Origin of the sequence: Companilactobacillus alimentarius DSM 20249, assembly GCF_002849895.1 — a bacterium.
Taxonomy (GTDB): Bacteria; Bacillota; Bacilli; order Lactobacillales; family Lactobacillaceae; genus Companilactobacillus; species Companilactobacillus alimentarius.
Genome location: NZ_CP018867.1, coordinates 190,144 through 210,459, shown reverse-complemented (window position 1 = coordinate 210,459; position 20,316 = coordinate 190,144). Strand labels below are relative to the sequence as shown.

The 20,316-nt window shown below is 34.5% G+C and carries 18 protein-coding genes and 1 pseudogene; 4 read left to right on the top strand and 15 right to left on the bottom strand.

Annotation, left to right across the window (positions count from 1 at the left end):
• Positions 1 to 56: 56 nt before the first annotated feature.
• Positions 57 to 491 carry an ACT domain-containing protein gene (locus LA20249_RS01080; RefSeq protein WP_057739195.1) on the top strand — a complete coding sequence of 145 codons (435 nt, stop codon included), beginning with the start codon at positions 57 to 59 and terminating at the stop codon, positions 489 to 491.
• Positions 492 to 564: 73 nt separating this feature from the next.
• Here the strand turns inward: LA20249_RS01080 and LA20249_RS11630 are convergent, their stop codons facing one another.
• From LA20249_RS11630 to LA20249_RS01070, 4 genes are all read right to left on the bottom strand, one after another.
• Positions 565 to 717 carry a hypothetical protein gene (locus LA20249_RS11630; RefSeq protein ID WP_157054442.1) on the bottom strand — a complete coding sequence of 51 codons (153 nt, stop codon included), beginning with the start codon at positions 715 to 717 and terminating at the stop codon, positions 565 to 567.
• 92 nt (positions 718 to 809) lie between these two features.
• Positions 810 to 1,493, bottom strand: a complete 684-nt coding sequence (locus LA20249_RS01075; protein WP_057739194.1) for an alpha/beta hydrolase — start codon at positions 1,491 to 1,493, stop codon at positions 810 to 812.
• A gap of 3 nt (positions 1,494 to 1,496) precedes the next feature.
• Positions 1,497 to 1,628, bottom strand: a complete 132-nt coding sequence (locus tag LA20249_RS11955) for a hypothetical protein (RefSeq protein ID WP_257790475.1) — start codon at positions 1,626 to 1,628, stop codon at positions 1,497 to 1,499.
• A 350-nt stretch (positions 1,629 to 1,978) separates the two neighbouring features.
• On the bottom strand, positions 1,979 to 3,406 hold the full coding sequence (locus tag LA20249_RS01070) for a C69 family dipeptidase (protein WP_057739193.1): 1,428 nt from the start codon (positions 3,404 to 3,406) through the stop codon (positions 1,979 to 1,981).
• Between the two features lie 195 nt (positions 3,407 to 3,601).
• Here LA20249_RS01070 and LA20249_RS01065 point away from each other — a divergent pair, with 195 nt between their 5' ends.
• Both LA20249_RS01065 and LA20249_RS01060 read left to right on the top strand, forming a co-directional pair.
• Positions 3,602 to 3,871 (top strand): hypothetical protein, encoded by a 270-nt coding sequence (locus LA20249_RS01065; protein WP_057739192.1) that lies wholly within the window; start codon positions 3,602 to 3,604, stop codon positions 3,869 to 3,871.
• 64 nt (positions 3,872 to 3,935) lie between these two features.
• A complete protein-coding gene (locus tag LA20249_RS01060) occupies positions 3,936 to 4,583 on the top strand; it encodes a TetR/AcrR family transcriptional regulator (protein WP_057739191.1) in 648 nt (215 codons plus the stop codon).
• 86 nt (positions 4,584 to 4,669) lie between these two features.
• Here LA20249_RS01060 and LA20249_RS01055 read toward each other — a convergent pair whose 3' ends face one another.
• The 4 genes from LA20249_RS01055 to gnd form a co-directional block, all read right to left on the bottom strand.
• Positions 4,670 to 5,389, bottom strand: coding sequence for a DPBB and LysM peptidoglycan-binding domain-containing protein (locus LA20249_RS01055; protein ID WP_371861832.1), 720 nt, complete (start codon positions 5,387 to 5,389; stop codon positions 4,670 to 4,672).
• Between the two features lie 278 nt (positions 5,390 to 5,667).
• Positions 5,668 to 7,020, bottom strand: coding sequence for a gluconate:H+ symporter (locus LA20249_RS01050; RefSeq protein WP_057739189.1), 1,353 nt, complete (start codon positions 7,018 to 7,020; stop codon positions 5,668 to 5,670).
• A gap of 69 nt (positions 7,021 to 7,089) precedes the next feature.
• Positions 7,090 to 8,625, bottom strand: a complete 1,536-nt coding sequence (gntK, locus tag LA20249_RS01045; RefSeq protein WP_057739188.1) for a gluconokinase — start codon at positions 8,623 to 8,625, stop codon at positions 7,090 to 7,092.
• An 80-nt stretch (positions 8,626 to 8,705) separates the two neighbouring features.
• The gene (gnd, locus tag LA20249_RS01040) at positions 8,706 to 9,608 is read right to left on the bottom strand and encodes a phosphogluconate dehydrogenase (NAD(+)-dependent, decarboxylating) (protein ID WP_057739187.1); all 903 of its coding nucleotides are present in this window, start codon (positions 9,606 to 9,608) and stop codon (positions 8,706 to 8,708) included.
• A gap of 139 nt (positions 9,609 to 9,747) precedes the next feature.
• Here gnd and LA20249_RS01035 point away from each other — a divergent pair, with 139 nt between their 5' ends.
• Entirely contained in the window at positions 9,748 to 10,605 is an 858-nt protein-coding gene (locus tag LA20249_RS01035; protein ID WP_057739186.1) for a MurR/RpiR family transcriptional regulator, read from the top strand.
• Positions 10,606 to 10,741: 136 nt separating this feature from the next.
• Here the strand turns inward: LA20249_RS01035 and LA20249_RS01030 are convergent, their stop codons facing one another.
• The 7 genes and pseudogenes from LA20249_RS01030 to LA20249_RS01005 all read right to left on the bottom strand — a co-directional run bounded on the left by LA20249_RS01030 (position 10,742) and on the right by LA20249_RS01005 (position 20,237).
• Complete coding sequence (locus LA20249_RS01030; protein WP_057739185.1) at positions 10,742 to 12,040, bottom strand: SLAP domain-containing protein; 1,299 nt, start codon at positions 12,038 to 12,040, stop codon at positions 10,742 to 10,744.
• Positions 12,041 to 12,142: 102 nt separating this feature from the next.
• Positions 12,143 to 12,328 (bottom strand): hypothetical protein, encoded by a 186-nt coding sequence (locus LA20249_RS01025; RefSeq protein ID WP_057739184.1) that lies wholly within the window; start codon positions 12,326 to 12,328, stop codon positions 12,143 to 12,145.
• Between the two features lie 220 nt (positions 12,329 to 12,548).
• A complete protein-coding gene (locus tag LA20249_RS11795) occupies positions 12,549 to 13,679 on the bottom strand; it encodes a glycoside hydrolase family 3 C-terminal domain-containing protein (protein ID WP_235806790.1) in 1,131 nt (376 codons plus the stop codon).
• 114 nt (positions 13,680 to 13,793) lie between these two features.
• Positions 13,794 to 14,551 (bottom strand): annotated as a pseudogene (locus LA20249_RS11790) (glycoside hydrolase family 3 protein); the annotation flags it as partial.
• 290 nt (positions 14,552 to 14,841) lie between these two features.
• Positions 14,842 to 16,140, bottom strand: a complete 1,299-nt coding sequence (locus tag LA20249_RS01015) for a glycoside hydrolase family 125 protein (RefSeq protein WP_057739183.1) — start codon at positions 16,138 to 16,140, stop codon at positions 14,842 to 14,844.
• A 55-nt stretch (positions 16,141 to 16,195) separates the two neighbouring features.
• Positions 16,196 to 18,808, bottom strand: a complete 2,613-nt coding sequence (locus tag LA20249_RS01010) for a glycoside hydrolase family 38 N-terminal domain-containing protein (RefSeq protein WP_057739820.1) — start codon at positions 18,806 to 18,808, stop codon at positions 16,196 to 16,198.
• A gap of 25 nt (positions 18,809 to 18,833) precedes the next feature.
• Positions 18,834 to 20,237 (bottom strand): PTS sugar transporter subunit IIC, encoded by a 1,404-nt coding sequence (locus LA20249_RS01005; RefSeq protein WP_083477940.1) that lies wholly within the window; start codon positions 20,235 to 20,237, stop codon positions 18,834 to 18,836.
• Positions 20,238 to 20,316: the final 79 nt, after the last annotated feature.

Below are 20,316 nucleotides of genomic sequence, written 5' to 3'. Positions count from 1 at the left end.
ATCCCCAAATGAAATGATATAATTTAGAAAATAGCATTAATTAAAAGGAGATAAATATGGAAAAATACTATATCGTCGACAGTTCTATTCTTCCGGAATCCTTTGATCGAGTAATCAAAGCACGTAATTTACTTGAAACTAAGAAAGTTCATAATGTTAGTAAAGCGGTTAAAAAAGTCGGTATCAGTCGAGGTACTTATTATAAATACAAAGACATGATCTTTTTACCTGATGAAGAAATGAATGATCGCAAAGCTGTCATCTCTATGATGCTCCACCATCAACAAGGAATCCTTTCCAAGGTACTCGTTGATATCTCTGAATCCAACGCCAGTATTCTAACGATTAATCAAAACATTCCAATTCATGGAATTGCGACAGTTGTCATCTCTTTAGATATCAGTCATTTAAATGGGACTATTGATGATCTATTTGATAAATTAAGGGAATCTAATTCTGTCGATAATGTTCATTTAATTTCGATTGAATAAAATAATCCTCATTAGGATGTAATTATCAAATTACATCTTAATGGGGATTTTTGATTTAAAAATATAAATATGTTCACTTCGGCCAAGCTATATACATTGCCAAAATTACACCAAAGGTACCAATGAAATAAAAAATTTTGGAAATAAATGCACTCTTAATGTGACTGCCTGACATTAAGAAAATAATTCCCAAAACGAAAATCACTGCCATTATTAAGAAATTCATTTTTTCACCTATATGTCCCTATTAAAATTTTCTAACAAACACTCTATCGGAAAAATGTGACGAATTAATGAATTTGTAATGAATTTGTCATGTTATCTATCATCTGACCACAGAAAATTTTCAATATCATGTAGGACTTTAGGATTTCGTCGCGTTAAGGCACTGTGCTCTGCCCTGGGTCCTGTAAAGATTCTGGCACGATACGTCTGATGGGGTCCTCTAAAAACTCTCTTCAATGAACGGGCTGAAGAAACTGGCACAGCTTTGTCAAAATGATCTCTAAATGACAGTTGTCCAATAATATTCAATTCTCGAATATGCAGTCTTCTGATATTAGAATCTGGAGCAATGTATGATTTGAAATCCTTATGCAATTGCGGAGAATATCGCCAATCATTGCGACGATAAATATCCCGGCTTAAGACTTGCATTGGAGCTGCTATATTTACTAATGAATCAATTTGTGGTTGATTCTTTTTGCGACTGTAGTGTTCCAAATAGTACATAATCGCATTGTTCCCCCAAGAATGAGCCACCGCATTAAATCGAGTCACATTATATTTACGATGAAGCATTTTCAAAATTTTATCGATCCATTTAGCTGTGTGATGGTAATCTGACTCATGGTTGTTACCAAACAAAACTTGAATCTCAGGATTCTTAGCTCCTTTAGGCCATCCTCCGTCAAAACTCAATTTTCCTTGAGGAGACACAAAAATTGTCAAAGTTCTGGTCGCATAGCCATCGGCTTGGGATTGATCAATTAGATAGTCCATAGATCAAACCGTTCCACCAAAACCATGAAAGAACAGGGTTGGCATTTGTCGTCTTGAATTTTGAGTAGCTTGTGCTTTCGCCAGAACTGGTTGCTCTAAGATTACGATTGCAGAGACTGAACATAAGATAGCCAAAATTAAGCTCACTATTAAATTAGATTTTTTCATTATTATGAAGCGTGATACCCATAAATTCAACTGTGGGACGCAAGCTCACTTCTCCTTTATTAAATACATCAACTTAATTCATTACCAAATTTTAGAACAGATTCAATTTAAGTCAACTAAATAATAAAAACAGCCCAAGTTTGGGACATAATCATCTATTAGCTATAATTTGTAGTGTAAGTGCAGAACAGAATATAGCTTTTTTTGCTTTAAAAAAATGAACTAGAGTAATATTACCCTAGTTCATTTGCCTAACTGTTTAAAAGCTGACCACGTTATATTCTACTCTATTCAATATAAAAAAGATTTGAATTATCTTATAAATTCTGACCTTTTTCCCAAGTTGTCTTTGAAAGAAGCAGACCTTTTTTAACTAAATTATTAAATAAATCGTGAGTTCTCTTTGAAACTTCACCAGCTGTCTTAGAATTACTTTCAGTTAAGAATTCCGAAACGTCATTGGTAAAGCCATCAATCACTTCATCAGTGACTTCAATTCTTTGACGAGCATATGATTGACATGCGTCAAGATAAGCATGGATCATATCTGAATATTCGTGATAATGAGGCTCAATCATAACTGACAAAGTCTTTTCCAACCAATAAACATTGTCGATTGAGACTTCATTGGTCGTATTCTTATAATCCTCAGGCGTATCAGTAACATTCGTATAGAAAGGCACGTAAGGGCTATATGCAAAGAAGCCCATTGCCAACCATTGAATAGCCGCATGATTATCATCGACATCATTTCTGATTTGTAGAATAGAAGAAGCTTGGTTTCTATCCATCGCAATTGAGCGGAATTGACGTTGTTCCTTATCAGTGCCAGAAGTAAATGTACCGAATGGATCATACTTAGTCCCGTTGTAATGTGATGACAAGAAATATTCGACATCTTCAATTGCAATTTTCTTAGATGGCTTTCTAACCATTGGCATAGTTTGTGATGTTGGAGACTGTTCAATTTCAGGATTAAACAACTTTTGTCCATACCAAGTACGAGGCGTGTTGTAATAAGCATCCGCTTCACTTTGAGTACCGAATATTTCTCGGAAGTTAAAGTGACCTGGTTGTGGATTTAAGTGATGTTTCTCTACGAAGTCAATTAGGTCTGTGGCTACCAAATAATTATCAGCGTCACTGACATCAATTTCTTCTACCACAGTTTGGTTAGGAACAATGGCATAAGCATCATCTGGCAAGCGCATTGCAGCCCAATGGTGTCCACCTGCTGTTTCCAATAACCAGACCTCATTTTTATCATTAAAGGCAATACTGTTACATTCGCCTGTACCATATTTTTCCAAGAGCTTTCCTAAACGCAAAACTCCCTCTTTAGCTGTTTTAACATATGGCAAAACTAACGTTAGCATTGCTTCTTCATCAACACCATCATGGACTAATGGATCATACCCCAAAACTCGAGCATTAGTAGCAGTCGTTTCGGTGGAACTCATACCAACATTCAATTCGTTGATACCAGCCTCTTCATATTGACCATCACTTTGATCAGCTTGTGGTGTAGCAGTGTAACGATACGAGTGATTAGGTAATGGCACCTTTACTCCGGTAGTTTTGGAAACAAAGTAAGCATCTTTTTGATCAGTAGCAGCGTGAGCTACGAATTTAATTGGATTAATTGGGCCATAGCCATCCTCGTTACGGGCAACTATAGTGGAACCATCCATACTAGCGGCTTTACCAACTAGAATTTCAGTACAATCAGAACTAGGATTTTTCATTTCGTTCACTCCCTCTTTATAATCCAGTATAGGATTAAAAGAATTGATAAGCTAGGGGATTTATTAGAAAATTTGTAATATTCAATTCATTAAATAAAATAATTATTTTTCTCATTGCATTTTAAAAGAAAAGAAGTATAATCAATTTTGTAAACAGATAGTGAGTACTCACTATCATAAAAAGGAGAGGATATTATGTTTACTACAATGTTTTGGATTTTATTAATTTGGTTCGTTATTAATGTTATTTGGATGTGGTTTGCAACCAACAATCAAAAGTTACAAAAGACTTTTGCATGGATCAATGTAGTTGCAATTATTATTGGTTTCTGGGTTTACTTCGGGGTTACAAAAGTTAGTGGCATCGATACTTGGTTTAACATTATGAACTATGTCAATATTGTCATTGCTCTTATTCAGTTCTACTACGGCTACAGAAATAATTCTAATGTCAAACATGCTTAAAAAGTTTACCTCTTAGATTCCATTTAGGATAGAATGGAAGTATCAATAAAATGAGGTGTAGCATATGGATAATCAATTTGATATTTATCGTGAAGCAGAAAAAACTGAAAAATTAACACCAAAACAAAAATTGATTTTCCATTCAGCAATTGATTTGTTTTCTAAACAAGGTTATGCTAACACTTCAACTAAAGAAATCTCTGAACATGCTGGAGTTTCCGAAGGAAGCATTTTTCGTAAGTTTAATAATAAAGAAGATTTATTAATGGCAATTCTGACACCTTTGACAAATAAAATCTTGCCCCAAGATATAAATCAATTTTCTCAAACTGCCTATCAGAACGGTACTCTTAATTTAAAGTACTTTTTAACAACTATGATTAATGACCGTATCTCACTTTTTAAATACAACTACAAGATAATGAAGATATTCTTAAGTGAATTTATTTACGATCAAGAAATACACGTTCGTTTGATTGAGAGTATTCCTAAAAAATCTTTTCAACAGTTCAATCAGGTTTTGGATGAATTAAAAGAGAAGAACTTATTGATTGATTGGAACAATCTGGAGATTCTTCGATTCATAGCCTCAAATATTTTAGGATACTTAATTCAACATTATATTATTGCAGATGGAAAAAAGTGGGACGAACCCTTGGAAATAGAACATGTTACGGAATTTATCGTTAAGGGATTGACACCAATAAAATAGCTTTACAAATAATAAATAACAAAAAGAGTCGGTGAATGAAAGTAATATTTCATTCATCGGCTCTTTTATTTGTTTAAATTTATTAATTAAATTACTTCAACAGATGCTGTTGTAACACCGTATGAAGGAATTTGGTTATTTGGCATAGCAACGTCTAATTGGTTAGGGTTGCTGTAGGCAAATGTTCCTGTATCATTAACTGTTCTGTACAATACTGTACCGTCAGAAAGTGTGATCTTCAATTGTGTTCCCTTAGGGAAAACTGAAAGGTTAGCAGCAACACCGCCATAACCCATATTTGAACCTAATACAGATGGGTCATAGAATGAAATCTTGAATGTACCCTGTGATGTACCTGTTGTACTTGTTGTATTAGTGTTTGTTGTTGTGTTACTTGCAGCACTAGTAGTTGTACTTGCTGTTTGTTGTGTAGCACTTGGTGTTGTTTGTGCGCTTTGTGTTGTAGCCTGTGTACTTTGTGTATCTTGTGTTTGTGTTGGTGCTTGGTAACTTGTTTCTTCAACACTAGCTTGTGGAGTTGTTGCTTGCGATGTAGCTGCTTGTTGTGTATCAGTTGTAGCTGTTGTAGCAGTAGCACCTGGCAATGTAACTGTTTCACCAGGGAAGATTAAGTCAAATCCGCCAACTTCACGGCCGTTTGCTTGTTCTAGTTCGGCGATTGTAATGCCGTTAGCAGCAGCGATACTCTTATATGTGTCACCTGCTTCAACTTGAACATGGTTACTGTCGAGTGAGACTGCAGCTTGAGCAGTATGTGATGTTGCTGCAATTGCTGTCAAAGCCATAGTACTTACTAAAGCGATAGATAAAACTTTTTTCATGAATTAATTACATCCTTAATGTTTAATTTGTTTAGCCCTCATTTGCTATGTTGCATATACTAACAGGTATTTATTACATAGAAACGTCCGTCAAGTTACAAAATTGAGTTTTTCTGTAATTTTAGTAATATGTTTGAAACAAATATGTGTTTTATCGTTGATGTAATAGTATTCTGAAATTTATTAATTTGAAAATAATTAAAACTTATTCTGAAAATATGAGAGTATTCTTATAGGAAATATTAAATAAAGATACTTAAAATCATGACACAGATGATTCCAACAACTGAAATCAAGCTCTCCAAAACGGTCCAGGTCAACAAAGTCTCCTTAACTGTCAGATCAAAATACTCTTTAAACATCCAAAAACCAGCATCATTCACATGAGATGCAGCTAATGATCCTGCTCCGACAGCTAAAACCATTAAAGCAGGATTTACACCAGCGGAAGTCATCAATGGAAGTACCAATCCAGCTGCGGTTAATGAAGCAACGGTGGCTGAACCTAAAGCAATTCTCAAAACAACTGCAATTAACCAACCCAATAGTAGTGGTGAGATATTGACGCCAGTGAATAATTTCATAACTTGATCACCGACACCGCCATCAATCAAAACTTGTTTGAAGGCACCGCCACCACCAATTACTAGTAGCAACATAGCAATTGATTTAACAGCATCTTCCAGACTCTTCATAATTTCTGGAGTTTTGAATCTTCTGGCCCAACCCATGGTGTACATGGCTACCAACAATGAAATCGTCATTGTAATAGCAGGAGTTCCGATAAAGGCAATAATTGAATCTAATAATGAAGGATTTTTAGGAACAGATCCACCATTAAAGACTAATTGATAAACTGTTGTAATTGCCATTAAGATAACTGGAAACAACGATGTTAAAACACTAATACCAAATCCTGGAGTATTCTCTAATTCAAACTTCTTCTGTGGTCCTAAAGCAGATAGATTACCCTTTCGATTAAATGCATCAGGGACAATTTTTTTAGCAATTCGAGTATAAACTGGTCCTGCAACAATAACAGCTGGAATCGCTACAATTATTCCGTACAACAAGACATGACCTGCATTAGCATTCAAAACCGCACTGATAGCTGTAGGTGCAGGATGTGGTGGTAAGAATCCGTGTGTGACGGAAAGTGCTGCTGCCATGGGAATTCCTAAATAAAGAATTGAAACTCCGGCTTCTAGTGCAATAGCGAAGACGATTGGAATTAAAAGAACCATCCCTACTTCAAAGAACAAAGCAATACCAATAATAAATGATGCTAAAACAATTGCTAATTGAAGTCGTTTTTTCCCAAACTTTTGAATCAAAGTATGTGAGATTCGATAGGCACCACCAGCGTCAGCTACCAGTCGACCTAACATAGCGCCAAAACCAAAGACAATTGACAATTCACCTAATTGTCCACCTATCCCGTCTTGAATACTTGTGGCAATTTTAGTCATCGGAATTCCTAAACCAATTCCAACAGCTATAGAAGTAATGATCAATGAAACGAAGGTGTTCATCTTTAATTTAATTATTAAAAATAATAGTAAAGCTACACCTAAAATTAATACTAAGAAAGCCATAAATAGTCTCCTCCTCTTTGTTACCGCTTACAACATTCTGAATAAAGAAAGCGCGTTTGCGCGCACTTTTTATTTCATATGTTTCTTCTGAAATTCAGCAATATTCTTATATTCTGGTTCCAAGACTCTTGATAGTCTTATCCAAATTGGCAACAATTCACGATAAACTTCAAAATTCTTTTCATTTGGCTTGTGAACGTCAGTCACACCAACCATATCTTTTACAGCCGAGAGATCATCAATATAACCTAATGAATACATCCCTAAAACTGCTGCGCCTAGACATGAGCTTTCGAAACTTTCGGGGATCGTTACATCTTGCTCAAAAATATCAGCTAACATCTGTCTCCAAAGTGCTGAACGAGCAAAGCCTCCGGTTGCTTGGATACTCTTAGGCTTTCCAGTGATGCCTTCAATCATTAACATAACGATATAAAGGTTATAAACAATTCCTTCCAAAGCAGCTCTTACCATATGAGCCCTGGTATGCTTTCTGGTTAATCCGAAGAATGAACCTCGAGCATAAGCGTCCCAAATTGGAGCTCTTTCACCACCAAGATAAGGATGGAACAATAGACCATCAGATCCAGCTGGAATCTTTTCAGCAATTTGAGTCAATATATCATAGGTAGAAACTTGCATTTGTTCTGCGGTAATTTTCTCTGGAGCAAACAATTGATCCTTTACCCAGCGAAAGACAATTCCACCATTATTGACTGGTCCGCCGACAACCCATTTGTCCTTGGTTAAGGCATAACAGAACAATTTTCCATTAGGATCAACAACTGGCTTATCAACAACTACTCGAACAGCTCCACTAGTACCGATAGTTACCGCTACCACTCCGGGGTCAATCGCATTGACACCTAGATTTGATAAGACGCCATCGCTGGCACCAAACACGAATGGTACATCCTTGGTAATTCCTAAGACTTTGCCATATTTAGAGCTAATACCTTTAATAGTATCAGTTGGTTCCACTAATTCTGGTAATTGCCGTGTCGAGATTCCTAGGAGATCTAGTGCTTGTTTTTCCCATTTCAACTTGAAAATATTGAACATACCAGTTGCGGAAGCGATGGAATATTCCATCTTATAAGTTCCAAATAATCGGAAAAATACATATGATTTTAAATCAATAAATTTCTTAGTTTTCTTGAATAACTCTGGCTTTTCGTTTTTGATCCAGAGAATCTTTGACAAAGGTGCCATTGGATGGATTGGTGTACCAGTTTTGGCATAAATCTCAGCCCCAATACCATTTTCTTTTAATTCTTCACTATACTTAGCAGCACGATTATCAGCCCAAGTTATTGCACGTGTTAGCGGTTGATCATCCTTGTCCATTAAAATCAAACTGTGCATTGCTGATGAAAAGGAAACACCCTTCAATTCATCCTTTTGAACTTTACCCTTACGAATCACTTGGCTCAAAACTTCAATCACGGCATCAAAAATCTCTTCGGGATCTTCCTCTGCCATATCAGGTATATCTTGATACAATTGATAGCCACTATTAGCGTATGCAATAACCTTCCCTTTCATGTCGTACAAGACACTCTTGGTACTAGTTGTTCCAATATCAACGCCAACCATATATTCCATAATCAAACTCCTTACACTTTTTCTAAATAATTAATATTATTACATACCTTGAGAGTTTTTTTAGATTTCTTGATCTAAAATTATTCACACTTATCGGTTGCGTGACCACCAAATTCGTTTCTCAAGGCAGAAACAACTTTTCCAGTGAAGGTATCATCTTCTAATGAACGGTATCTCATCATCAAGGACATGCCGATAACTGGGGTTGGAACTTGCAACTTCAAGGCTTCATCTAAGGTCCACTTGCCTTCGCCAGATGAATGCATGATTCCTTTGATATGTTCCAAATTGTTGTCTTTTGAAAAAGCGTCTTGAGCTAATTCCATCAACCAACCGCGAATAACGGAACCGTTTGACCAAACTTTAGCGACGGCTTCATTATCATATTTGAATTGGCTGTGTTCCAAAACATCAAATCCTTCGGCAATGGCTTCCATCATCCCGTACTCAATTCCGTTATGGACCATCTTGAGATAATGTCCACTTCCAGCTTTGCCGGTGTACAAGTAACCATCTTTCATCGCAATGTCCTTGAAAATTGGTTCAATATATTGGAAGGTTTGATAATCGTCGCCGCCAATCATGAAATTACCATCTTTATTAGCACCACTCTTACCACCGGAAGTTCCACAGTCAAAGAATTTAATTCCTTTGGCTTTTAATATCTCATTATGTTTGAGTGAATCTTCATAAAATGAATTTCCGCCATCAATGACGATATCGTCTTGATCCAAAAGTTGACTTAGTTCGTTGATTGTTTCGTTAGTTGGTCTACCAGCGGGCAACATTACCCAAACGATTCTTGGTTTTTTTAAAGCTGCAACGGCTTCTTTGAGACTAGAAACATTCTGTGCTCCAATATCACTAGCCTTTTGTCTAGCTACTTCATTTAAATCAAAAGCGACGACTTGATTATCATTTCTAATTAAATTCTCACACAGGTTAATACCCATTTTTCCTAAACCGATCATTGCTAAATTCATATTTAACGTCTCCTTTTGTAAAGCGTTTTCATTTATTGACTATATTATATGAAAACTATTTTTAAAAATCAACAGTTTTGAAGAAAATTCTTTTCAAAAGGAAATGATTATGCTATTTTATTAGTGTGAGGTAAAGTCTATGCAAAATAATATTAATATGTTAATCAAATCCTACTATGATAACTTAACTGGAACTTCGAAAGATATTGCCGACTATCTTCTAGAAAATCCTCAAACTAGCTCTGCTTTGACTATTACTGACTTAGCCAAAAAAACTAATTCTTCGATTTCCTCGATTTCTCGATTCGCTAAGAAATTAGGCTTCAACAACTTTCAAGAGTTGAAAATAAATCTTTTAACATCGACAACCACTAAAAGGGAAACTAATAATCTCTTTCAAGAGATCAATCCTGACGACACGCTTAAAGAAATGGCGAAAAAAGTTTTCACATCTAATGTATCAGCTTTGAACGCTACTATTGATACTTTGAGCCAAAATCAACTTCAAGCAGCCGTTCAGATAATTACCAGTAAAAATTCCATCGCCTTCTTTGGGTTGGGAGCTTCTGCAATTGTTGCCTTAGATGGATACCACAAGTTCTTACGCTCTGATAAAACGCCCCTTTTTGCTAATGATTTCCACATGCAATTGATGATGGCTACTACTTTAAAGCCCGATACTTGTGCAGTCGTGATCTCCCACAGTGGCGAAAACAGAGACGCTTTAAAATTAGCTCAAAAACTCCGTGAGAAAGATATTAAAACAATTGGTATCACAAGCTACGGTAATTCATCCTTAACCAAATTAGCTGATCTGACTCTGCTGTCAATTTCCGAAGAAACTAATTATCAAGATGAAGCACTGCACGCTATCATTGCTCAAATTTCCTTAATAGATACACTATTCGTCTTAACTGCCATGAAGGATGACAAGCAAACTACTGATATCTTTCAAGAAATCCGCGAAACTATCAATGACACTCGTCTAAATAAATAATGACTATCAAAATAGACTTAATACCTCGTATATACGAAATATTAAGTCTATTTTTTATTACGACAATCAATGTTAATTATTATTAATAAATTTTGGACGAAAAAAAACGATGAAAATATTCACCGTTTTTTATTATCTACTTATCAATACTTGTAGCAAATTCTGGTTCATAATACGAATTACTCTTCAAATTAAGTCCACTGTTCAATCTTGTATCAGTTATCCAAACCCATTGGTTGGTAGCAACTTGACCCCAATATGAGCCGTACTTGTTAACAACTAATTGACTAATCTTCCAAGCTGAGTTGACTGGTAAAGTTTGACCATATGAATTAGTTGATGAGTTGTAAACTTGCTGATTCTTTGTCAATGTTGCAATCAAACCATTACCTGGTGTTGGTACACCTGAAGAATTAGTAGTATTAGCAGTATTGGTAGTAGTGCTATCACTATTAATATTCATATACATATCAGAGACAAATTCATCAGTAGCAACTTGATAAAAGGCTTGTTTGTCATAATTCAAAGTTTGACTGCCGACTTTCCATTGACTGCCTTTACTTAAAGTTTGTCCAGTTGCTATTCCAGCGCCATTCACGATTGGTGCATTATTTACCGTTATTGTACCTGTTTTACCGGCAGCAGTACTTCCACCAATAATATAGCTTCCATTATTAGTAGTATTACTATCGACACTAATACCAGTTGCCAAAACCCATTCGTTAGTAGCGACTTGATAATATCCGACACCATTTAACTTCATATAACTACCGAGTTTCCACTTACTACCTGTAGGTAAACTAACTCCGATTGCTTTACCACTACTATCAACTAATTGTTGAGTATTTTTGATTGTAGCTGTTTTTCCAAAGTTTACATCTTGAACAGTTTCATTAGAATTTCCCGCTTCGCCAGCAATTGAAACATCCGTAGCAAGAATATACTCATTAGTCCCAACTTCGTAATAGATCATCTTATTAACGTGTAAAGTTCGACCAATTTTCCATTGACTATTAGCTGGTAAAGTTCTTCCAGTTTCATTGCCATAACCGTCGACAATACTCAATGTTTGCTTAGCTGTAACAGTCTTTCCGGCATCAGGATTATTTGAAATATAACGTCCAACAGTTTGTGTGTCATCTTCTGGATTTGCTGAACCAACGACATTTGTAATATATGTTGCAGGTACATATTCATTAGTAGCAACTTGATAATTAGCTACTCCGTTTAGTGTAATCTGTTGACCTAATTTCCACTTACTACCGGCCGATAAGGATTGACCAGTTAATTTACCATTTGCATCATAAATAGGTGTAACAGCGGAAGTTGTTCCAACAGCAGCTGCATCAACGGTTTCTGTTGGTAAAGAATTCAAAGCGACTGGAGCTAACATAATTGAAGCAGCAACAGCAACTAAAAATTTTTCTTTTTTCATTTTTACATCCTCTTAAATTTTTATTTATTACTCCCTAAATCACTTCTATGATAGCATTCTCAATCTGTCATCATGCCGAGTTTAATGAAAACTTAAATATTATTATTTTCTCTTACGACCGAAATATACTAACTGTCCTAAATATAAAATAATTAGACCCAATAATATTAATTTACCGTTGAAGTTTTTCGTCATGACTTGAAAAGTTATCAAGGCAAAATAAATTACTCCTAAGATCACCAATTCATAGACAAACAATAAATTAACTTTTTTAAAAATTTCATACATCTTAATAAACTCCCTTGAGGTAATAATTAGTCTATTATACAGGAAAATTATTTATGGGAAAATCAAGGAGAGTATCTATTGTTTAATCGTGAGGTACACAAAAAGACGTTAGGTAATCTAAAAAAGATTATCTGACGTCTTTTTGTGTTTCCTTTTGTTCTATCTGAATTTTGATGTGTCAATAATTCGGTTACATACCATTTCACCAAAATTAAATTCACTATAATTCAAGTGATTCACTTAGTTTCTTTATTGATAGTTTAATTTTTTTCGGTTTTTTACATTGCATATTTTTATCTACATACAATAGTTTATTACTTTTAATCCTGAAATGGATTGTTTTTGTTTGATTAGGTTCTAAAAAAACCTTCCTATAGTCTATTAATTGCTTCTGCCGTGGAAGTACATCAGTTCCAAAGAAGCTTGAAAATAGCAATATTGTTTCTTTACCATCCCGACTAGATATATTCTTTATATCTATAGAGATCTGAATAATATTATCTTTATATTTTATTTTCAAGTTTTTATAATTAAACAATGCATAACTGAGTCCATAACCAAATTCAAAAAGAGGAGATCCCGTTTCATCAAAATAATTTTCATTTCTTAAAACCCTTCTCTGATAGTAATAAACAGGTAATTGTTCTGTATTTCTAGGATAGCTGATTGGCAATTTACCATTTGGATTAGTTTTTCCAAATAAAATATCTGATACAGCTTTAGGACCTTGCTGTCCGGGGTACCATGCTATCAATACGGCATCTGCTAGTTGCATTACCTCTGTAATATCATAAGGCCTACCCTGAATCATAACTACAATGATCGGCGTCCCAATCTTCTTTAAGGCTTTTAATAAATCAATTTGATTACCTCCAAGACTAAGACTTGCAACATCTACATTTTCTCCCGTATCCGTGTTCCTTAGAATACTTTCATTGCTCATAGCACCATTATTTAAAAAACTCATATCAAAGTTTCTCATTGATGAACCACCCATCGTTAGCACTACGGCATCAGCGTTACTGGAAATATTCACTGCTTCATTAATTAATTTATTACCTTGAATGGTTTCTCTAATATTACTTCCTTTAATATATGTAATATTAGAGGTATATTCACGCAAGGATTCAATAAATGAAGTGTATTGACTATTTAGTTGAGGGGCAGTGTAGTCACCTAACCAATGATAAATATTTTTTACGTGTGGACCAATTACGGCAAGTTTTACTTTCTTTTTAAGCGGTAATATGCTGGAACTTTTTTTTGATGGTACTCCATTTTTAACTAAAGTTATACTTTCAGATGCCAGTCTTAAGTTTAAACTATTACTTTCGTATATTATCTCTTCCATAGTCGTATCGTTCTCATCAATATATGGATTGTCAAAAAGTCCTAATAAAAACTTTACTGAAAGTACACGTTTTACCGAGTTATTTAAATCAACTAATAATTGAGGATGTTGCTCTATTGCATCAGCTATATGCATATATACATCATCCCAAAGACTCAAATCAACTCCAGCATTCAATGCAGCAAATACTGCGTCACTATAATTGCCATAAAGATCCACCAATCGGTCCAAAGCAGTGCCGTCAGCCATGACAATTCCTTGAAATCCATTTTTTTACGCAATAAATTATCTAACAGATAACGATTTGCATGGCAAGGAACTCCATCAATATCATTATATGCAGCCATCACCCCGACAGATCTTTTGAGACTAGAAATAAGAGGACCATACACTTCCAAGAATTCTCTTTGTCCCATTGGAACTGTACCGGAATTATGCCCACCTAATGCTTCTCCTTGTCCAATAAGATGTTTAATTACAACGCCAACGTGCTTACGAGCATTTTGTGATACCTTCTCATCCAAAAAATTAGTATCACCAATGAGATCGCCTTGAAAGCCATTAATTATTGCTCTCGTATAGGACCCTGTTAAGTATGGGCTTTCCCCAAAAGTCTCCTCCGACCTTCCCCATCTAGGATCTTTCAATAAATCTAAAGAACTTACAAGTGCCAAATTTCCACCTTTAATCTGAAGTTCTTTAGCCTGCAATTCAGCTGACTTCTTTATAAGTTCTGGGTCGAATGTGTTCCCTTTACCAATGTTCGTTGGGTATGCTACGGAATCTAATGCCTGATGTCCATGAGGCATTTCTTCGACAATTAAAGCTGGTATTCCTAAGCGAGATTTACTAATGACATATGATTGAATCATATTTGATAAACGTGTGCTTTCATTGACACGAATACCATTGTCATAATTCTTTTTAGACCATGGATCGGCTCTAAATAATCCATACAAAGCACCTAATCCTTGTCCCCAATTAACATGATTTTTAAATTTATTAGTTAAATTAATACCTGATGAATCCTTATAATATGATTGCCATCCATAAAGATGCTGATTAACTTGTCCAATTTTTTCCTGTAATGTCATCTTAGAAATCAAATCATTGACACGTTCTCTAATAGTTAGATTTTTATTCTGATAAGGGGACAAGAGTATTACCTCCCTACATTCTTATTAATAAAATCTAATGCTAACTGGCAATATGTCATATTCGACCAAGAAAACCAATCTCTCGTATACTTGCTTTGGTCATCCATATCAATACTCTCATGACATTGGGACGTATCATTGTTTGTTTTCGAAATAACATCAAGTTGATGAGCCTTTTTATTTAAATTATCTGAAGTCAATCCTTCCATAGCGATACTGATAGGCCAAACGTAATTGATTGGAGTGTGATTACTTCCAATTCCTTGTAATAATTTTCCTGAATAATAGTAAGGATTCTTCGTACTCAAAATGAATTTACGTGTATTTAGATATAACGGATTATCTTTTGAACAATATTTAATGAATGGAAGTGATAAAAGACTTGGTACATTTGCATCATCCATTAACTTATAATTCCCCAAACCATCGACTTCATAAGCATATCCAAACGAATTATCTGGTAATTTTACAATTGCATAACGTTTAATTCCTGACTTAATTTCATTCAATAAAATTGACATTTCATCTTTCAAAGTCTCAAATTTTTCGGGAACCCTATCCAATAATGGCGTTAAAACAGAAACAACAAACATATTAGAAGGAATGTGATAACCATAAACACATGCATTATCACTTGGTCTAAATCCATTCCAAATCATACCTGTATATGTGACTGGAGTCCCTCTTCCATCATTTGGCAAAGTATCATTTGAAGGGCAATCCTTTCGCTTGAAATAGTATGGTGAAGTGTTATGATGCTGTTCAATTTTGAATACATCCATAATTATTGATAATGTATTCCAAAATTCTTCGTCAAAAATGTTAGTATTTCCCGTTTTTTCATATAAATTATTTGCTAAAAATAATGGTGCACACAATGAATCAATTTCAAATTTTCTTTCCCAAACATGATCAGAGACGGGAATATTCGAATCATCATCACTCCAATGTGCTCCCGATGAAGTTTGATTAAAGGCATTAGCATATGGATCCATTTTTACAAAACGTAATTCTCTCTTCAATACTCTTGTTAATAAATCATACAAATCTGGTACCTCATTGATTAATGACACATATGGAAGAACTTGAAATGTAGCATCCCTTAACCACATAGCAGGAATATCGCCAGTTTTCACAAAATATGAGCCATCATCTTCATATTTCGTTGCTTTGATCAAAACATCAGTTAATAGACTTCTAAACAGTTTTGTATTCTTAGTATTGTTTAATTCATATTTAGAAGAATATTGATTAAGATCAGTGATTACTGACTCAAGTACATTACCTTTTACTGTTTCCTTCATAATTATTCTCCATAACTAACTAAAACACTCTAAATGAATAGAGTGTTTTAGTTTTTTATTTAATTGGGTATATTCCAAACGTCTTTATTTCACTTGGACCAAATGATGACAATTCATATTCTTTAACATTATCAACGCCATTTTCAATTACTTGATTATTGAGGTCCAAAATTTTGATATTGCAATTATCATACAATGAGATACTACCAGGGTTTTTAAGCGTATTTTTAAATGGATTATATAATCTTACAACTAAGCCCGTCCCATCCGTTGTTGATGTAAATGAACTTTTTACTAAATCATCAGCTTTTATATCAACTAACGACTTATGGACTAATGTTTCAATATTTTTATTAATTCTAAAATATTGAACACGCATCGTAAATTTGTCTATATCTTGATTTTGATAGAATAAATCATCAACACTCAGTAAATTATGTACTCTCTGTAATTTGGAAGGATCAAATTTCTTGCCGACAACGATACCACCTCTGAATGTCATATCTCCTTGAAGTTGACTATCAGGTGTCGAAACATATCTAGTTTGTAGTCCAGAGGCATCGCTGGGTCTCCTTAATAGATCAGGTCTACCTAAAAATCCAACTCCCCTAAATAATGTCACAGCAAGTCTATTGAATGAATCACCAATTACTTGAAAATCCCTTTCTCCTAGACCAACAAATGAAACACTTGATTCATCATTATGGATATTAGTGAAATGAAGAAATGGTCTTATTGAAGTTGGCTCTTCGTGATAGCCAATATCTTTCCAATCTTTCAAATGTGGATCAATCACTGGACGTTTAATTGTTCCAAATGGTGTATCTGAATAGCTATTCTTAGCATTTATATCAGTATTAATCACCATTCTTAATCGATGATCCAAAACATTATTAGTTAATTTTAATATCACACCAATTACTGGATTATTTTTCTCCAAAGTAAGTTGTAAATCGTATTTTAACTTTTTATTCTTTTGTTTCTTACTTCGTTCTACCAAATCCGCTGGCAATAGCCAATCGCCTTTGATTGAAAGTGAATTATATAGTTCCCCTCTAATTCCCTTAACCACAGAATCATTGAAGTTTAATGATAGAGTCCAATCTTTGTATGCCGGTGAATAATCATACGTATCCCCTTCATCTCCGCCATCTTCAACAGTAAGAAAGTCATGATAAACTTTTCCATTCTTCCTATCAGTCAGTGTAAGATTAGAATGATTCATTGAAATTTGATAATATTCATTTTCAATTAAAGTAGAATCTTTAGATGCAATATTTTTATCAGTAACATCTTCCTTTATTAAAATACCGGTCCAATCAGTAGGCTGAATAGTTAGCATTACGGCAATTGTTGTCTTGTAATAATAATCTGATACCATTTCCTTTTTATTACGGCGTAATACCGCTCTATTAACCTTATCTTGTTTAATAACTTGATATTCTATTCTGTCCCCTTTTTCATTCACAAGTTCAAAATTAGGATTCTTTGTAATAACAAATATTTTATGAACTTTAGTAACAGATGAAACAGTGGGATTCCAGAAAAACAAATCCATCTTATCAGTAACATTGCTGCTTAATTTGCGAAGAAGGTAGCCCTTCAATGATAATCCTAATTGTAAGGCGATTTCTCCTCTATGATAAATGTCACGGTTAGTTTCGTCACTATTACACCCTCCTGCAGAATCGTGGGCTTGACCTCTAAAAACGGTCTTCCAAATTTGAGAAATTATTCCTGGTTTCACTTCAATTCCATGATATCGGGCCATGGCCATTAGTGGTTCTACCTCATATGTCATCAATCTTTCTATTCTGTCATACATCATTTTAAGGTCGGCTCTAGAAGAATAAATTCCTCTATGTATTTTGGAGGTACTAGGATCTACAAACTCACCAGAATAAATAGGTAAATTCTTTTCCTTAGCAAGTTCTTTAAAATATTCAGGATATGTTCCTTCTACCAATTTAAATTCATCCTGTGAATCATTAGCCTCTTTTATTTTTTGCTTTAGATTAAAATCGACAGGTCTTTGATCGCCACCTACAGGAAGTACCAAGTTAACTACGTTAGTATCTGTACTAATTTTATGTAACAAGTCAGAATAATTTGACGATTCCATTAAATCAACACCAACCGGATATCCATTCCTTAGATTGGCAACTAGAACTTTTGAATTATCATCACTTGTCCAATAGAAGTACCTAGCCGATTTTTCTTTAGGCATTCCTCTCCAGAAAACAGCATTTTTAATGCCAAAACCATTATAGATTTTCGGTATATCTTGACTTTGACCAAACGAATCAGGTAAATATCCAATAGGAACACTTCTACCTAGTTTAGATGAAAGCCTAATTCCTTGTTGTAAATTACGAACCATCGATTCTCCAGATGTAACCATTTCATCAACTTGAGTATACCAAGGACCTACAAATAAACGACCGGACTTTATAAATTTTCTTAATTCTGGGGCATTCTCTGGTACACTTTCCAAATAATCATCGATAATAGACATCTGTCCATCTAGTAGATAGTAATCAATAACATTATTCTTCAAAGCTCGAAGTACTTCATCCATGTGATATATGAATTGAATACGAGCATCTTGTCTAGTGAAATACCATTCAAAGTCCCAATGAGTATGAGCAATAACGAATACTTTTTTCATTGTTGAATCTTCTTTCTCAGTATTTTTAAGCTGTTTCAGGACCATTATTTGGCTCTTCTTTAGTATCATTCTTGAAAACTGATTTATCTTCTTCGTTTTCCTGTTCATTTTGTTTTGCAATGACAGCACGTTCACTATGTTGATTTAAAATTACGAATGGAGCATATAAGAATGTATCCAAAATAACTAATACAAGTGTTAATACAACTGGACTTGTATGGAACGCACCGGTTAGCCAAGTACTGAAGAATATCGGCTCACTACCGGAGTTCAAAACAACTAACGGCACAACCCATCCAATCTTAGTAACGACATAACTGATAACAGCATTGATAAGTGGTACAAAAATCCATGGTAAGAACATAATAGGATTTAAAACAATTGGTAAACCAAAGATGATAGGCTCATTAATTCCAAAGCATCCAGGGATGAATCCCAGTTTTGCAACTTCACGTTCTTTTTCACCTTTTCGAGTAAAGATAAGCATGGCAATTAATAAACCAAATGTAGCACCAGAACCACCAATCATGGCATAAACATTTGTCATTGTATTAGGGGCAATTCCAATACCAGCGAAACTCTGAGTTCTTGCATATTGTGCACAATTTTGTAAATAAATTGGTAGCCAGAATGCTGAAACAACACCCCAAACGATGTTAAATCCATGTAATCCTAGGAACCATAAAATTTGTTCCATCAAAATCACTACAATAATTGCAGGCAAACCAGTACCGACAGATAATAATGGTTTAACTAAAACGTCTGTAATAATTTCAATAATTGAAGTGTAACCTAAACTTTGAATAATAATACGAATGATACCAAAAATCATTAATGCGCCAGTGATAGGTACAAGAGATGCAAATGAATCAAAAATATTCTGCGGTACACTATCGGGCATTTTAATTTTGAACTTAGTTTTACCAAAGCGAGCATAAACCCAAACTGCAATCATACCTACAACTAAGGCTGTAAACATTCCTTGGTAATCAAAGAAATTAGTGGAGAATCCTTGAATAACTTTTGCCTTAGGGTCCGCAAAATTAACATTATTTGGAACCATTACGAAGTATGCTGCCAAAGCTAAAATAACAGCAAGAAATACGTTAACTTCTTTATACTTTTTCTTTAACTCTCTTGCATAAGAATATGAAGAAGATAAAACAACAATAACTCCGATAATTCCTAATGTTGCCGCATTCAAGTAACCAAATAAATTGCTTATATTGGTTAAAATTTCACTATGAATATGTTGAGTTTTAATTAATTGATCAAGTTGCATTTTAATAACATTTGAAAAAGAACCAACAATTGTAAACGGAATAGTCATGATGAAGGCATTCTTAATAGCTTGAAGAATGCTATTACCCTGAACCCATACTGAAGCTTTTAATATAGGCTCTTGAACCTTTTTAACGTCAAACTTCATTATATTCAACCCCTTGATTTATTTGGAAGCGCTTTCCACAACATCAATTATATCGTGATTTACATTTATGTAAAGACGT

Bases quoted from the DNA above. Each gene is read 5' to 3' on its own strand.
- LA20249_RS01080 (WP_057739195.1), top strand. From the start codon at position 57: ATGGAAAAATACTATATCGTCGACAGTTCTATTCTTCCGGAATCCTTT.
- LA20249_RS11630 (WP_157054442.1), bottom strand. From the start codon at position 717: ATGAATTTCTTAATAATGGCAGTGATTTTCGTTTTGGGAATTATTTTC.
- LA20249_RS01075 (WP_057739194.1), bottom strand. From the start codon at position 1,493: ATGGACTATCTAATTGATCAATCCCAAGCCGATGGCTATGCGACCAGA.
- LA20249_RS01070 (WP_057739193.1), bottom strand. From the start codon at position 3,406: ATGAAAAATCCTAGTTCTGATTGTACTGAAATTCTAGTTGGTAAAGCC.
- LA20249_RS01065 (WP_057739192.1), top strand. From the start codon at position 3,602: ATGTTTACTACAATGTTTTGGATTTTATTAATTTGGTTCGTTATTAAT.
- LA20249_RS01060 (WP_057739191.1), top strand. From the start codon at position 3,936: ATGGATAATCAATTTGATATTTATCGTGAAGCAGAAAAAACTGAAAAA.
- LA20249_RS01055 (WP_371861832.1), bottom strand. From the start codon at position 5,389: ATGGCTTTGACAGCAATTGCAGCAACATCACATACTGCTCAAGCTGCA.
- LA20249_RS01050 (WP_057739189.1), bottom strand. From the start codon at position 7,020: ATGGCTTTCTTAGTATTAATTTTAGGTGTAGCTTTACTATTATTTTTA.
- gntK (WP_057739188.1), bottom strand. From the start codon at position 8,625: ATGGAATATATGGTTGGCGTTGATATTGGAACAACTAGTACCAAGAGT.
- gnd (WP_057739187.1), bottom strand. From the start codon at position 9,608: ATGAATTTAGCAATGATCGGTTTAGGAAAAATGGGTATTAACCTGTGT.
- LA20249_RS01035 (WP_057739186.1), top strand. From the start codon at position 9,748: ATGCAAAATAATATTAATATGTTAATCAAATCCTACTATGATAACTTA.
- LA20249_RS01030 (WP_057739185.1), bottom strand. From the start codon at position 12,040: ATGAAAAAAGAAAAATTTTTAGTTGCTGTTGCTGCTTCAATTATGTTA.
- LA20249_RS01025 (WP_057739184.1), bottom strand. From the start codon at position 12,328: ATGTATGAAATTTTTAAAAAAGTTAATTTATTGTTTGTCTATGAATTG.
- LA20249_RS11795 (WP_235806790.1), bottom strand. From the start codon at position 13,679: ATGGAAGAGATAATATACGAAAGTAATAGTTTAAACTTAAGACTGGCA.
- LA20249_RS01015 (WP_057739183.1), bottom strand. From the start codon at position 16,140: ATGAAGGAAACAGTAAAAGGTAATGTACTTGAGTCAGTAATCACTGAT.
- LA20249_RS01010 (WP_057739820.1), bottom strand. From the start codon at position 18,808: ATGAAAAAAGTATTCGTTATTGCTCATACTCATTGGGACTTTGAATGG.
- LA20249_RS01005 (WP_083477940.1), bottom strand. From the start codon at position 20,237: ATGAAGTTTGACGTTAAAAAGGTTCAAGAGCCTATATTAAAAGCTTCA.